Source organism: Corynebacterium nasicanis (assembly GCF_042658165.1).
Lineage (GTDB): Bacteria > Actinomycetota > Actinomycetes > Mycobacteriales > Mycobacteriaceae > Corynebacterium > Corynebacterium nasicanis.
Map to the genome: position 1 here is coordinate 19,586 of NZ_JBHSQE010000001.1, position 13,208 is coordinate 32,793.

At 70.6% G+C, this 13,208-nt stretch carries 11 protein-coding genes; 5 read left to right on the forward strand and 6 right to left on the reverse strand.

The window, feature by feature from the left end; all coding sequences use genetic code 11:
• Positions 1 to 93: 93 nt before the first annotated feature.
• Positions 94 to 1,086, reverse strand: a complete 993-nt coding sequence (locus ACFPUZ_RS00095) for a hypothetical protein (RefSeq protein ID WP_376998638.1) — start codon at positions 1,084 to 1,086, stop codon at positions 94 to 96.
• A 289-nt stretch (positions 1,087 to 1,375) separates the two neighbouring features.
• Positions 1,376 to 3,988: a DEAD/DEAH box helicase gene (locus tag ACFPUZ_RS00100; RefSeq protein WP_376998640.1), complete on the reverse strand. Its 2,613-nt coding sequence runs from the start codon at positions 3,986 to 3,988 to the stop codon at positions 1,376 to 1,378.
• 30 nt (positions 3,989 to 4,018) lie between these two features.
• Between ACFPUZ_RS00100 and ACFPUZ_RS00105 the strand changes: the two genes are divergently transcribed.
• The 5 genes from ACFPUZ_RS00105 to ACFPUZ_RS00125 all read left to right on the forward strand — a co-directional run bounded on the left by ACFPUZ_RS00105 (position 4,019) and on the right by ACFPUZ_RS00125 (position 8,712).
• Positions 4,019 to 4,753: a CBS domain-containing protein gene (locus ACFPUZ_RS00105; RefSeq protein ID WP_376998641.1), complete on the forward strand. Its 735-nt coding sequence runs from the start codon at positions 4,019 to 4,021 to the stop codon at positions 4,751 to 4,753.
• 165 nt (positions 4,754 to 4,918) lie between these two features.
• The gene (locus ACFPUZ_RS00110; protein ID WP_376998643.1) at positions 4,919 to 6,037 is read left to right on the forward strand and encodes an LLM class flavin-dependent oxidoreductase; all 1,119 of its coding nucleotides are present in this window, start codon (positions 4,919 to 4,921) and stop codon (positions 6,035 to 6,037) included.
• Positions 6,037 to 6,699 (forward strand): FMN reductase, encoded by a 663-nt coding sequence (locus ACFPUZ_RS00115; protein ID WP_376998645.1) that lies wholly within the window; start codon positions 6,037 to 6,039, stop codon positions 6,697 to 6,699. Before ACFPUZ_RS00110 ends, ACFPUZ_RS00115 begins: the two co-directional genes overlap by 1 nt.
• Before the next feature lie 20 nt (positions 6,700 to 6,719).
• Positions 6,720 to 8,009: an L-serine ammonia-lyase gene (locus ACFPUZ_RS00120; protein ID WP_376998647.1), complete on the forward strand. Its 1,290-nt coding sequence runs from the start codon at positions 6,720 to 6,722 to the stop codon at positions 8,007 to 8,009.
• Positions 8,010 to 8,136: 127 nt separating this feature from the next.
• Positions 8,137 to 8,712, forward strand: a complete 576-nt coding sequence (locus tag ACFPUZ_RS00125; RefSeq protein ID WP_376998649.1) for a transglutaminase-like domain-containing protein — start codon at positions 8,137 to 8,139, stop codon at positions 8,710 to 8,712.
• Here ACFPUZ_RS00125 and ACFPUZ_RS00130 read toward each other — a convergent pair.
• Genes ACFPUZ_RS00130 through ACFPUZ_RS00145 form a run of 4 tightly spaced genes read right to left on the reverse strand, consistent with a single transcriptional unit; the run spans position 8,709 to position 13,194 of the window.
• The gene (locus ACFPUZ_RS00130) at positions 8,709 to 10,358 is read right to left on the reverse strand and encodes a glycerol-3-phosphate dehydrogenase/oxidase (RefSeq protein ID WP_376998651.1); all 1,650 of its coding nucleotides are present in this window, start codon (positions 10,356 to 10,358) and stop codon (positions 8,709 to 8,711) included. The two genes, ACFPUZ_RS00125 and ACFPUZ_RS00130, sit on opposite strands and share 4 nt — an antisense overlap.
• Positions 10,355 to 11,062: an acireductone synthase gene (gene mtnC, locus ACFPUZ_RS00135; RefSeq protein ID WP_376998653.1), complete on the reverse strand. Its 708-nt coding sequence runs from the start codon at positions 11,060 to 11,062 to the stop codon at positions 10,355 to 10,357. The genes ACFPUZ_RS00130 and mtnC overlap by 4 nt, the downstream gene beginning before the upstream one ends.
• Before the next feature lie 4 nt (positions 11,063 to 11,066).
• A complete protein-coding gene (locus ACFPUZ_RS00140; protein ID WP_376998654.1) occupies positions 11,067 to 11,642 on the reverse strand; it encodes a 1,2-dihydroxy-3-keto-5-methylthiopentene dioxygenase in 576 nt (191 codons plus the stop codon).
• Between the two features lie 10 nt (positions 11,643 to 11,652).
• On the reverse strand, positions 11,653 to 13,194 hold the full coding sequence (locus ACFPUZ_RS00145; protein ID WP_376998656.1) for a xylulokinase: 1,542 nt from the start codon (positions 13,192 to 13,194) through the stop codon (positions 11,653 to 11,655).
• Between the last annotated feature and the right edge of the window lie 14 nt (positions 13,195 to 13,208).

A 13,208-nucleotide genomic window follows, 5' to 3' on the forward strand; every position in this document is an offset into this window, starting at 1 on the left:
GGGATCACCGCGATCCCGAGCCCACGAGCGCGTTTCCGGGGCGATCTCGAGGGGACGATCGCGAGGTTGCGATGCCGAACCCCGAGGGCAGCGTCAGCTGACGATCTTGTCCAGTCCGTCCACACGGGGCAGGCTCTTCGGCGGGTTGAAGTTCTGCAACGCCCGCTGAACCATCTGGAGCATCTCACACGTACCTCCGGGCTTGGCGTCCAAACCGCTCTTGTCAGTTCGAAGCACTGTGGTGCCGAGGTTCTGCAGCGCCTTCTCGCGCTCCCTCTCGTCGAGGATCACCTTCTCCGGTTCGTCCCCGTACTCCCCGGTGTATTTCGACTTCCCGTCAAACTCCAGGACCAACCACCCGTTGATGAGGATGTCGACGAAGTAGTGCTGCCCGGTGATCGTGTCCTTGAACTCCACCTGTGTCTCCACCGTCACGATCTCCGTGATCCCAGACTCCTCGAGCAGCAGGCGTGCTTTCGTCTCCCACGGGCTGCCGATCTGCGGCCGCGACAGCTCGACAGCCCGGAGGAACTTGCGTTTTCCGGGAAAGCGTCCGTACGCAGCGACTTCTTTCCGCAGGCGGGCCTCGTCCACATTGGGCCATTTTCTTCGCACCGAGTCGATGGCAGCGACCGCCTCAAAGTGGCTTTCATGTCGCGCGATATCGACGAGCGCCCGTAGCAGAACTGTGACCCTGACGCCTCCTAGAGTCGTCGCCTGCGATTCCGGGAGAATCGCTGAGCGATATCGGGCGCCGTTTATCCACCCCGCTTTGGCGCCCGGCCGTCCCCTGCCAGGAAGGTGGAGATCAACAGCGTCCTCCACTCCCAGCAACATGACACCCCACAGACGGGCGGCGGCCATCCCCGAGACCACCGCTTTATCTGCGGAGATCCCCACGGCCACCGCCCGTGCTTCGGCCCTCTTCCAGGGCGGGAGTTCGTGGTAGTACTGCTTGTCTATCGCGATCTCGGCGGTCAGCTTGACCAGTCTGCCACTCTGTACCCCCTCACTGATCTCGGTGGAGCTCAACGTTTCTGTTCGCAGGTCCCTGAGCTGGTGTCTGTCTTTCCAATCTGGCGTCATGCCTGCAGGATGGCAGCGATGCAGCCGGCTGGCACCGGTCGATCGTTCCGGGGCGTTTGTTCTGTGGACAACCAGTGGTTATCCACAGGCTGAGCGGACTCCTGTTGCAGACTTGAAAGAACTCGGGTAGGGACTCGGGATCATGTCTTCGCGTTCGTGACCTCGGCATTAGCGCGATTCTGGGCCCAATAGACGCCATTTGGGCTGAACCCGAGGGGACGAAAGCGAGCCCCGAGCCCCGAGCCCCGAAGGGGCAGGGTGGCGGGGGCGGGCCGGGGCAGACGCCGCCTTAGGCCCCGAACCCCAGGCGCTCCCGCTCCGCCCTGATGATCGCCTCGGCGAGCTGCCCCTCGGTGACATCCACCGCGTCATCCACCTGGGCGGATTCGGAGGGGCGGGCGTAGGCGTCGAAAAGCTGGGCCTTGCCGGCGAGCATCTCCACCATGCGCTCATCAACGGTGTCGTCGCCGATGAGCCGGTGAACGAGCACCGTGGAGGTCTGCCCCATGCGGTGGGCGCGGGCGATGGCCTGCGCCTCGATCGACGGCTTGACCTGCGGTTCCACGAGGATGACCACGGAGGCCGCCTGGATGTTGAGGCCGGTGCCGCCCGCAGTGATCTGCGCCAGCAGCACGGACCCGGCCGGGGCGGAACCGAGGTCGTCGATGAGCGACTGCCGCGTCGCCGGCGCCACCTGGCCCGACAGGCGCCCGACCACGCGCGCCCCCAAGGCTGCCTCGAGCCGGTCGAGCACCTCGAGGAAGTAGGTGAAGATGAGCACGCGGCGCCCGGCCTCCGCGGCCTCCTCGACGATCTCCTGGATGCGCTCGAGTTTGGCCGGCACGGATCCGGGGGTGGTCATGGCGGCGCGGCGCATGGCCATGAAGTTGCCCTCCTCGACGGCCGCGGCGTAGTGCCGCTCATCCGCCGGGGTGAGGTCGATCCAGTCGGTCTGGTCGAGGCGCTCGGGGAGTTCGTCAAGGACGTCGGCTTGATTTCGACGCAGGTAGGCCGGGGCGATGCGCTTGCGGAAGTCCGCCGCGGCCATCTCCGACATGCCGGTGCTCACCAGCTCCGGGGCGACAAAGCTCACCAGGGTGGCGAATTCGGAGACCCGGTTCTCCAGGGGCGTGCCGGAGAGGAGGAGGGCGTAGCGGGCGGCGTCGAGAAGCGCGCGGACGGCGCGGGTGCGGCCGGTGGCGGGGTTCTTGATGAAGTGCGCCTCATCCACCACCACGAAATCGGGCGCCGCCAGCGTCGTGGTGCGCGCCCCGTCGTAGGTGAGCAGGCAGATGCCGCCCTCCGATTCCCAGGCGCGGACCGCCTCCCCACGCTCGGGGCCGTGGGCGCGGTAGACGGGCAGGTCGGTGAAGCGGCGGGCCTCGCGCTCCCAGTTGCGCAGCACGGAGGCCGGGCAGACGACGAGCGTGCGGCGCTGCCCGGAGGCGTGCAGGTGCGCCGCCGCGGCCAGCGCCTGGACCGTCTTGCCCAGGCCCATGTCGTCGCCGAGGATGACCTTCTCCTGCACGAGGGCGAAGCGGGCACCGAAGGACTGGTAGCCGCGCAGGTGCAGGTCCCGCAGGTGCGTCTGGTCGAGGCGGAGCGCGCGGATGCGGGCGAGGATGTCGGCGGCCAGGTCCTCGCCGCCCTCGACCTGCAGGTCCAGCAGGGTGGACAGCAGCGCCTGGTAGTGCGCCGGGCGCGAGAGGTAGTCGGACCAGCTGTCCCCCGACACGCTCACCGGCCGCGCGGGCGCGAGCAGCTCCGGGTGGATGTCGGCCCATGCGATGTCGTCGAGGAACTCGTTCCACTCCGGACCCTCGCCCACGAGCACGTCCCACACTCCCCCGGCGGCGGGAATCCGCTCCGCCGCGGCCAGGAGGCGCCGGCGCCGGGCGCGCTGGATCTCGTCGAGGGCGGTGAGCTGGTCGAACTGCGCGAGCAGCCGGACGAGCGCCGTCGCGGCAGCCGTCGGGGTGTCACCGATTCCGGTCGAGTGCGTACCGACGGCCTCCTGCCGCAGAGTCTCCGCCGCCGCGCGCAGCCGCCGCGCGGTGGTCTCCCCGATGCCCGGCACCTGCGTGAGCCGCCCGGTCGGGGTGGCCAGCACATCCGCCACCGTGGACACGCCGATCGTCTCCAGCCCGGTGAAGCGCAGCCGCTCGTTGGTGGCGGTCTTGAGCGCGTCGACGGGCAGCTGCCGCAGGAGGAGGTCGGCCCGCTCTGCGGTCAGGGCGTCGAGAAGCCGCTCCGCTTCGCGACGCAGCGCCGGCTCCGAATGCGGATCCTGCGCCAGCGCCCGCGCCCGGGCGAGCACCCGCGACTGCGCCTCGGCGTCGTGGGACACGAACGTCGAGCCCGGCGCGCCTAGCGTCTTCTCGACGGCCGTCCGCACCGCCGGCAGCAGGTGATCGGCGGGCCCGCCCGGCTGCAGGCGCACGCCGCGGGACTGCAGCAGGTCGGCCAGCTCGGCCAGCTCCAGGTAGCGGGCGACCTCGGCGTCGAGCGCCTGGAAGGAGTGGTCCTGCAGGCGTGCCTGCAGGTCCCGGGCCGCCGCCCGCGCCTGCTCGATGCGGCCACCGGCGAAGATGCGCCCCAGGATGGAGGGGGCGGCGTCCTTCGCCCGCTCGCGCAACAGGGAAATGACCCCGGCGGCGGAGAGGAACTGACGGATGCGCCCCCAGGAGTTGGGCAGGCCGTCGATCTCCAGGAGGGCGTAGAAGCGGGGCGGCCAGGCCACCGCGCCCGGGGGAAGCATGATGAAGCCGAGGGACACGGCGCCGGGGGCGCGGGGCGGGGTGCGGGGGGCGTCGATAAGCTGCTGCGCACGGGCGGCGCGCTCGGCCACCTCGGCGGCCTGCCGCAGCAGGGCGTCCAGCTCAGGACGTGTGAACTCGGCCATGAGTGACATCTTCTCATTACCCTGGATCCTGTGACCGAGCAGACTGCCCCCAACCGCGCCATCCCCTTCCTGGCGGCCTTCAACGACATCGAGGCCCACCTGCGGGAACTGCTGAGCGCGAAGAAGACCGACAATTTCCGCTGGATGGTCGATCAGGCGGTGCGGCGGCACCTCATCTCCGAACAACACGCGGTGGACCTGCGCGAATACGGAGAGCTGCGCAACGCCATCAGCCACGGCCGCTACACCGACGACATGCGGCCCATCGCAGAGCCGCTGCCGGAGACGGTGGCGGACATCGAGCGCATCCGCCTGCTGCTGCGCGATCCCCCGACGGCGCTGGGCGTGCTGGGACACCACGAGGTGCGCACGGTCGCCCCGGACGACGACATCCGGGAGGCCCTGCGCGTCATCCGTTCGACGACGATCTCGCAGCTGCCGATCTACGAGGGCGGGCGGTGCATCGGCATCCTCACCACGAACACCATCGCGCGCTGGGTGGCGGCGGATCTCGACGACAACGATCATCTCGACGCCCGCACTGTCGCCGAGGTCCTCGACTGGGCCGAGGACAATGACCGCGCGATCTTCCTGCCGCGTGGGGTGCTGGCGCAGGAGGCGGTCGACGCCCTGACCAAGCCCCGGAAGGACGGGTCGATGCCCCGGGCGGCGATCATCACCGAGGACGGGCGGACGGATCAGAGGCCGATCCGGGTCATCGGCGGCTCGGACATCGCGGTGCTCATGGAGGCGGTCGACTCCTGAGAGCGATGGAGAGTCGCTCGGCCAAATGCTCGTTTTTGGCGAATTGCCGCGCCCAATTCGCCAGAAACGAGCATTCCTGCCGGAGCCACTCCGCCGCCCCCTTGACATGATGTTGATACGTCACCTACACTAAGGCCATTAGCAGACAACCTTAGGAGAAACCCCATGCAGTTCGGCATTTTCACCATCGGCGACGTCACCCCGGACCCCACCACCGGCCAGGCCCCCACCGAGCACGAGCGGATCAAGGCCACCGTCGCCATGGCCCGCAAGGCCGAGGAGGTCGGCCTCGACGTCTTCGCCACCGGCGAGCACCACAACCCGCCCTTCGTCGCCCCCGGCACGCCCCCGGTCCTGCTGGCCCACATCGCGGCCCAGACCGAGAAGCTCCAGCTGTCCACCGCCACGACGCTCATCACCACCAATGACCCGGTGAAGATCGCCGAGGACTACGCCTACCTCCAGCACCTGGCCGACGGCCGCGTCGACCTCATGATGGGGCGCGGCAACACCGGCCCGGTGTACCCGTGGTTCGGCAAGGACATCCGCCAGGGCATCCCGCTGGCGATCGAGAACTACCACCTCCTGCGCCGCCTGTGGCGCGAGCCGGTGGTCAACTGGCAGGGCGAGTTCCGCACCCCGCTGCAGGGCTACACCTCCACCCCGGCCCCGCTCGACGGCGTCCCGCCGTTCGTGTGGCACGGCTCGATCCGTTCCGTGCAGATCGCGGAGCAGGCCGCCTTCTACGGTGACGGCTTCTTCCACAACAACATCTTCTGGAACAAGGAGCACACCGCGAAGATGGTCGACATCTACCGTCGTCGCTTCGAGGCTTACGGCCACGGCCAGGCGGATCAGGCCATCGTGGGCCTGGGCGGCCAGGTGTTCATCGGCGAGACGGAGAAGGCCGCGAAGGACTTCTTCCGCCCCTACTTCGACAACGCCCCGGTCTACGGCCACGGCCCGTCGATGGAGGAGTTCACCCACATGACCCCGCTGACCGTCGGCACGGTCGAGCAGGTCGTCGAGCGCACCATGGAGTTCGCCGACTGGGTGGGCGACTACCAGCGCCAGCTCTTCCTCGTCGATCACGCCGGCCTGCCGCTGGAGGTCGTCCTCGAGCAGATCGAGCTGCTGGGCACCCAGGTCGTGCCGGAGCTGCGTCGCCGCATGGAGGCCCGTCGCCCGGCGCACGTGCCCTCCGATCCGCCGTCCCACGCCTCCCTCAAGGCGAACCCGGACAGCCCGCACTTCCTGGTCAACCCGGGTGAGGAGCAGAAGTAGTGCGTACCCTCACCGTCATCTCGGCCGGCCTGTCGAATCCCTCGACGACCCGCCAGGTCGCCGATCAGATCGCCTCCGCCGCCACCGCCGCGGTCTCGGCGCGCGGCGAGACCCTGCAGATCCAGGTCCTGGAACTGCGCGAACTGGTCAATGATCTCGGCCGTGCGCTGACCACCGGCATGTCCTCCGAGGCGCTCGACGCCGCCAAGGAGATGGTCTCGGCCTCCGACGGCCTCATCGTGGCCACCCCGGTGTTCAAGGCCAGCTACTCGGGCCTGTTCAAGACCTTCTTCGACGTGCTCGACCAGGACGCGCTCAACGGCATGCCCGTCATCATCGCGGCCACCGCCGGCACGGCGCGCCACTCCCTGGTGCTCGACTTCGCCCTCCGCCCGCTGCTCACCTACATGCGCGCCTTCGTGGTGCCCACGGGCGTCTTCGCCGCGACGGACGATTTCGGCTCCGAGGAAGGCTCGCTTCTCGACGCCCGCGTCAACCGCGCCGCCGCCGAACTCGCCGACCAGATGGTGGCCTCCGCCAGCGTCGGTGGCCTCGGCGGGGTCACCGCCGCCGGCCAGGCCAGCCGCCGCCGCACGGGCGTCGACCCGGCGGAGAACCTCGTCCCGTTCTCCCAGCTCCTGCGCGGCCACGACGGCATGTGACCTTAGTTACACTGGGGCGCATGTCTCCCAGCGTCGTCGAGCTCTTCAGCATCGGCATCGGCCCGTCATCGTCCCACACCGTGGGGCCGATGCGGGCCGCCGCTGCTTTCCTGGCCGCCCACGGCCGCCCGGCGCACGTCGACATCACTCTCCGCGGCTCCCTGGCCGCCACCGGCGTCGGGCACGGCACCGACCGCGCCATCCTCCTCGGACTCTGCGGCCACACCCCCACCACCGCTCCCCCGGACCCGCCGCTGGGCACCCACATCGAGCCCACCGGGACCATCGACGGCCTATCCTACTCCTTCACCTTCGACCCGGAACCCGCGCCAGAGCACCCCAACTGCGTCATCTTCGCCGCGGAAGGAGCGGAGGAGACGTACTTCTCGGTGGGCGGCGGGTTCATCGCCACCCGCGCGGAGCTCGGCGCCAGGCCGGAGGAGGCTCCCGTCCCCTACCCCTTCTCCACCGCCGCCGAGCTGCTCGCACACTGCGCCCGGGAGGAGCTGAGCGTCGCAGAGGTGATGGCGGCGAACGAGGGGGACGTCGAGAAGCATCTCGATGAGGTCTGGGAGACCATGCAGGACTGCGTCGCGCGGGGTGTGTCCACCTCCGGGCTGCTGCCCGGGCCGCTGGGCGTGGTGCGGCGCGCGCCGGGCCTGCACGAACGGCTGCGGCAGGAACCGGGGGCCGGCGGGCTGGAGGCCATGGAATGGGTCAACCTGTGGGCCCTGGCCGTCAACGAGGAGAACGCCGCCGGGGGACGCGTGGTCACCGCCCCCACCAACGGCGCCGCGGGCATCATCCCCGCCACCCTGCACTACGCCCGCGAGTACCTGCCGGACTTCGATGAGGCGGCCGCCCGCCGCTTCCTGCCCACGGCGGGGGCGGTGGGGATCATCATCAAGCACAACGCCTCCATCTCCGGCGCCGAGGTGGGCTGCCAGGGCGAGGTCGGGTCCGCCGCCGCCATGGCCGCCGCCGGGCTGTGCGCGCTGCTCGGCGGCACGCCCTCCCAGGTGGAGCACGCCGCCGAGATCGCCCTCGAGCACCACCTCGGCCTGACCTGCGACCCGGTCGGCGGGCTGGTGCAGATCCCGTGCATCGAACGCAACGCCATCGGCGCGGTCAAGGCCATCAACGCCGCCCGCCTCGCGTGGCGCGGCACCGGCACCCACCGGGTGAGCCTCGACGAGGTGATCCGCACCATGGCCGCCACCGGCCGCGACATGATGAGCAAGTACAAGGAGACCGCCACCGGGGGTCTCGCCGTCCACCTCGGGGTGCCGGTGGCCCTGCCGGAGTGCTGAGCCTGAGGCATATCCCCTCAGGAATAGCTCGGCATGGATAGGTCGAGTAGAACCACCGCCGGACGGCCCCTCCACTCGAGATATCCATGGCGAGCTATACCTGGGGAGATATGCCTATCATGACCCCATGCATCTCGACGCCGAGTTCCTCGCCCCCACCACCCACATCGACGCCGACCACCCCGACATCACCGCCCTCGCCCACGCCCTGAGCGGCGCCGAGCCGCCGGAGACCGTGCGCACTGTCTTCGCCTACGTCCGCGACCGCATCTCCCACCCCGCCGACACCGGGGGCACCGGCGTCACCGTCACCGCTTCCGACACTCTGCGCGCCGGGGAGGGCCTCTGCTACAACCAGGCCGCGCTGCTCGTGGCCCTGTACCGCGCGGCCGGGATCCCCGCGGCCCTGCGCTTCCAGGAGGTGGAGACCGAGACCGGGCGCCGCGTCCTCCACGGTATCGCCACGGTGTGGGCCCCCTACTTCTCGGAGACCGGCGGCTTCATCCTCCTCGACCCCCGCTACCCGGAAGGCGATCCCCGCCACTCCGGCCACGAGTGGCAGACCCGGGCGCTGGGCCACCCCTTCGAGCGCAACCTGCCGCTCATCCACACCGACATGCTCCCGGCCGTGGTCCGCGCGCTGGAATCCGCGGACGACGCGCAGGAGCTGCTGCGCGCGGGCCTGCCGGGAACGCTCAACTAGCCGAAGGCCTCGTCGAGCACCGCCGACTCCGCCACCTGGCGCCCGAGGTACTCGGCCACCTCGGCCTCGCGCCTGTCCGCATCCCACCCCAGAAGCGGGGCGATGGTCTCGGCCACCAGACGGGCCGCGGCCTCCTGCACGAGCCCCAGGGTGCCCACCGTGAGGCGCCGGTCGAGGACGTCCCGGAGGGTCTCGGCGGCCTCCTCGCTCACCGCGTACACGGCCTGCGCGAGGATGTCGGCGCTGCCCGGGATGGAGGTACCCAGGTGCGGGTGCTCCACGACGAGGCGCAGCACCGCCTCATGCTCGGTGCCGTAGAGCCGCGCCAGGTGGATGCGGGTGTCGCGCGGGAGTCCGGCCGCGGGGACCCGCGCCGCGGCGGCCTCGAAGGCGGCGGTCACGGTGTCGTAGTCGCCGAAGGAGGTCGACAGGTCGAGGTGGCGGGAATCGAAGTCGCGCGTCGGCGGCAGTTCCCCGCGGTGGGCCGTGATGAGGGCGTCGGTGACCTGCTGCCCCATCGCGCGCCCGGTCGTCCACTTGCCTCCGGTCACCGAGTACAGGCCCGGCAGCCCGGTGGAGGCGTGGTCGAGGATCTCGAAGCGGCGGGAGGATGTGTAGGTGTCGGAACCGTCGTCGATGAGCGGGCGCACGCCGACGATGGTCGATTCCACGTCCGCGCGCAGCAGCGGCGTCGCGGAGACCGAGTCGAGGGTCTCGCGCAGGAGGTTGATGTCCTCGACCTCGGTGACGGCGTCGTCGGCGCTGCCGGACATGGGGGTGTCCGTGGGGCCGACGAGGGTCTTGCCCTGCCACGGGTTGACCACGATGTGGCGGCCGTTGCGCCCGCGGACGAAGACGCCGTCCCGGTTGCCCAGGTCGCGGGTGACCAGGTGCACGCCCTTGGCCTGCCGGACCCGGACCCCGGCGGTGGTCGCCAGGTCCCCGAGCGCGGAGGCGACCCAGGGGCCGGCGGCGTTGACCGTCACGGTCGCCGTGATGTCCTGGCTGTCGTTGACGCGGACGCCGCGGACCGCGCCGGCGTCGTCACGCAACAGGCCGGTGACCTCGGCGTGGTTGAGCGCGGTGCCGCCGTCGGCGACGAAGGATTTGAGGATAGCCAGCAGCAGGCGCTCGGGGTGGATGTTGAGGGTGTCGTCGTGGCGCCAGGCGCCGGTGAGGCCCTCGGGGCTCAGCCACGGCACCTGCCTGAGCAGGGCTTTCTTCCCGATCCACCGGAAGCGCGGCGAGCGGATGTCCTTGGGAATGCCGGCATTGCGGCGCCAGGCCATCGCCTCGTAGAGCGCGACACCCGCGCCGAGGACGGGTGCCGGCGGCGCCGACCAGTCGTAGGCGGTGAGCAGGAAACTGCGCGGCTGCACGAGGTGCGGGGCGGCCAGCCCCAGGTAGCGGCGTTCGCTCACCGACTCGGCGACGACGCGGAAATCATACTGCTCGAGGTAGCGCAGCCCGCCGTGGATCGCCTTGGTGGTGGCCGCCGAGGTCCCCGCGCCGAAGTCGGTGCGCTCCAGCAGGATCGTCCGCAGCCCGCGCCCGGCGGCGTGGCGGGCGATCTGGACGCCGGAGATGCCGCCGCCGATGACCGCGACGTCGTAATGCCCGCCGACCGGGCCGCCGAGCACGCTCACTGCCAGGTCACCTGCGCGAAGGAGGAGATCTCCGGGTGATCGCCGACACCTTGGTCGAAGTACTGGTCGCCCGCGCGGCGCACGCCGACGGTCCCCCACCCGTCCGCGCGGGCGGCGTCGAGTTCCTCGACGAGGTCGGAGAAGAACAGGATCTGCTCGGCGGGCACGCCGAGCACCGCGCGGATGCTCGCGTAGGACGAGGCGAGCTTCTTGGGCCCGGCGTTCTCGGTGTCGAAGTGGCCGCTGAACATCGGCAGCAGGTCGCCCTCCGGGGAGTTACCGAACCAGGCGGTCTGCGCGTTGACCGACCCGGAGGAGAAGATGGTCAGGTCAATCCCCTGCTCGTGCCAGGCGCGGATCGCCGGGATGGCGTCCGCGTAGAAGTGGGACGTGAGATCACCCGCGGCGAAGCCCTCCGCCCAGATCAGCCCCTGCAAGGTCTTCAGCGGCGTGCGCTTCTCGTCGTTGTCCAGCCACCCTTCCAGGGCGGACACGAGCTTATCGACGCCCACCTCGCCCCCCAGTCCCGCCTCCTCGATGATCTGCCCCCGGGCCCGCTCCACATCCGGGTCGCCCTCCCGGGTGAGCACCTCCGCGAAGCGGGCGCGGGAATAGGGGTACAGGGTGTCGTGGACGAACCAGGTGGAGGAGGTGGTGCCCTCGATGTCGAGGACGATGACGCTCGGGCGCGGCAGGGTGATCATGGTCCTACTTCCCCGCCAGCAGCTCGTCGTGGCCCGGGAACCGGGCCGAGGTCTTCTCCCCGGTGAAGTCGCCGACCCAGCCCTCGCCGTCGTGGAAGAAGCGGATGGCGCAGAACTGGGGGTCCCGGGTGCCCATGTCGAACCAGTGGGTGGAGCCCGCCGGCACGGACAGCAGGTCACCGCGCTCGCAGACGACGGCGTGCACGGTGTCGCCGATGTGCAGGTAGAAGGTGCCGGAGCCCTCGACGAAGAAGCGGACCTCGTCGTCGGCGTGGGTGTGCTCGTCGAGGAACTTCTCGCGGGCGGCCCGGGCGGTCTCGGCGAAATCGGGCTGGCCGGTGTCACGCAGGCGGGCGACGTCGACGGTGACGAAGTTCTCCTCCGCGCTGATGCGGGCGATCTCCTCCGCGTAGGCGGCGAGGACGGACTCCTGGTCGGCGTCCTCGGCCAGTTCCCGGGTCGGCCACTGCTCGTAGCGCACCCCGAGGGTGCGCAGCTCGGCGGCGATCTCCTCCGGCTGGGCCGTGCGCAGCAGCTCGGTCTCGGGCGCGGAGGCGTTCCACTTGTACAGCAGGGTCATGATGATTCTCCTAGAGCTCTCGAAGGTGACGGACGGAGGCGAAGACCTCCTGCATGGGGCCGGTGAGCAGGCGGGTGCGCTCGGCGGCGGCCTGCCGGTAGTAGTGGTGCGCTTCCGCGTCGGGAAGCACGGCGGTGCCCCCGCTGTTCCACTCGCTGAGCTGGGCGGCCAGGCCGGAGGACAGCCCGAGGGCCTGGTTCGCCAGGGCGGCGTTGGCCAGCGGCGGCCCGTCCACGCGGTGCGGGCGGTTCCAGGGGACGCCGGTGACGTCGGCCTTGATCTGATTCCACACCGCGCTGGCGGCCCCGCCGCCGGTGACCAGCACCTCGCTCAGCTCCACGCCACCGCGCTGCACGACGTCGAGGGTGGTCGCGTACTCGTAGGCGACGGCCTCGAGGGCGCTGCGCCACAGGCGGGCGGTGTCGGTGCCGGAATCCATGCCCAGCCACGTGCCGGAGGCGTGCGGGCTGTCAGGGTTGCCGCCGGCCAGGTACGGCAGGAAGAGGACACCGTCGGAACCCGGGCGCACCTCGGCGGCGAGGGCGTCGAAGGTGGCGTAGATCGAGTCGTCCTGCTCGCGACGGGCCACCTGGTCCCGGAACCAGCGCAGGGAGAGCCCGCCCGCCCGGATGTAGCCCCAGTAGATGGCCTGCCCGGGCAGGGTGCCCAGGCTGAAGAGCATCCCCGGCATGGCCGCCACCTCGGGGAGGACGCCGTCCACACCGACGGTGAGGATGCTCGTGGTGCCGGCGGAATCGGTGGCCTGGCCGACGTTGATCATGCCGGTGGCCAGCGTCGACTGCATGACATCCCCGGCCCCGGCGACGACCGGGGTGCCCGCCGGCAGTCCGGTGCGGGCGGCGAACTCCGCGGTGACGTGGCCGATGATGTCGTCGGAGGCGACCATGCGCGGGAGGATCTCGCTCGGCAGCCCGAAGGCGGCCAGCTGGCGCGGGGAGAAGTCGCGGGTCGCGTGATCCCAGCCGACCATCCACCCGGAGGCATGGGTGGGGTCGGTGTACATCTCCTCCTGGGTCAGCCCCGCCAGGCGGGCGGAGACGTAGGGGGCGACGGACACCGTGCGGGCCACCCGCGACCACACCTCGGGGCGCTGGTCACGGATCCACTGCAGCTGGAAGGGCGCGGCGTAGGCGTCGAGCGTGGAGGTGCCGGACTCGCTGAGCCACAGCGGCTCGAGGTCGCGCCCGGCGGCGGCGGCATGGCCCTGGGCCCGGGTGTCCAGGCTGGTGATGATGGGATGGAGGACGGTGCCCTCGGCGTCGAGAAGCACCTGTCCGACGAGGATGCCCGACAACGCGATGCCGGCGACGTCGCGGCGGTTGATGCCCGCGGCGACGGCGTCGTCGAGGGCGGCGGCGATGGCCGCGCAGGCGGCGTCGACGAGGTGCTCGGGGTCCATCTCCGAGCGTCCCGGGCCGAGGTAGGTGATGGTGTGCGGGGTGTAGGCGCGGCCGACCTGGACGCCGTCGGCGGTGTAGACCGCCGCCTTGCTTCCCTGGGTGCCGACATCAACTCCGATGGTGACGCTCATCCGTCCTCCTCCGT

Excerpts from the sequence above, each read along its gene's own strand:
- ACFPUZ_RS00110 (WP_376998643.1), top strand. The coding sequence starts at position 4,919 with ATGCAGTTCGGCATTTTCACCATCGGCGACGTCACCCCGGACCCCACC.
- ACFPUZ_RS00095 (WP_376998638.1), bottom strand. The coding sequence starts at position 1,086 with ATGACGCCAGATTGGAAAGACAGACACCAGCTCAGGGACCTGCGAACA.
- ACFPUZ_RS00125 (WP_376998649.1), top strand. The coding sequence starts at position 8,137 with ATGCATCTCGACGCCGAGTTCCTCGCCCCCACCACCCACATCGACGCC.
- mtnC (WP_376998653.1), bottom strand. The coding sequence starts at position 11,062 with ATGATCACCCTGCCGCGCCCGAGCGTCATCGTCCTCGACATCGAGGGC.
- ACFPUZ_RS00140 (WP_376998654.1), bottom strand. The coding sequence starts at position 11,642 with ATGACCCTGCTGTACAAGTGGAACGCCTCCGCGCCCGAGACCGAGCTG.
- ACFPUZ_RS00120 (WP_376998647.1), top strand. The coding sequence starts at position 6,720 with ATGTCTCCCAGCGTCGTCGAGCTCTTCAGCATCGGCATCGGCCCGTCA.
- ACFPUZ_RS00100 (WP_376998640.1), bottom strand. The coding sequence starts at position 3,988 with ATGGCCGAGTTCACACGTCCTGAGCTGGACGCCCTGCTGCGGCAGGCC.
- ACFPUZ_RS00145 (WP_376998656.1), bottom strand. The coding sequence starts at position 13,194 with ATGAGCGTCACCATCGGAGTTGATGTCGGCACCCAGGGAAGCAAGGCG.